This is a genomic window from Dyella sp. ASV21, from assembly GCF_016428975.1.
Taxonomy (GTDB): Bacteria; Pseudomonadota; Gammaproteobacteria; order Xanthomonadales; family Rhodanobacteraceae; genus Dyella.
Genome location: NZ_JAELTT010000358.1, coordinates 1 through 313, shown reverse-complemented (window position 1 = coordinate 313; position 313 = coordinate 1). Strand labels below are relative to the sequence as shown.

The 313-nt window shown below is 77.3% G+C and carries 1 pseudogene; it reads right to left on the bottom strand.

The window, feature by feature from the left end:
• Positions 1-177 precede the first annotated feature (177 nt).
• A pseudogene (locus JHD67_RS21920) lies at positions 178-313 on the bottom strand (hydroxymethylbilane synthase); the annotation flags it as partial.

Here is a 313-nt window from a genome sequence, read left to right as displayed (position 1 = left end):
CCCCCCCCCCCCCCCCCCCCCCCCCCCCCCCCCCCCCCCCCCCCCCCCCCCCCCCCCCCCCCCCCCCCCCCCCCCCCCCCCCCCCCCCCCCCCCCCCCCCCCCCCCCCCCCCCCTTTCCACCCACACGCCGCCAACCGAGATTCGGTCACGGGTCTCGTGGGCTCGGAGATGTGTATAAGAGACAGGAGGTGGGCGTAGTCGTTGCTCACGAACGCATCGGCGGCATCGGCTCGCGGCAGGATCGCCGGCAGCGCAAAGCCTGGTTCCAGTTCGGCCGGCACGTCCTTGAGCGAGTGCACGGCAAGATCCGCG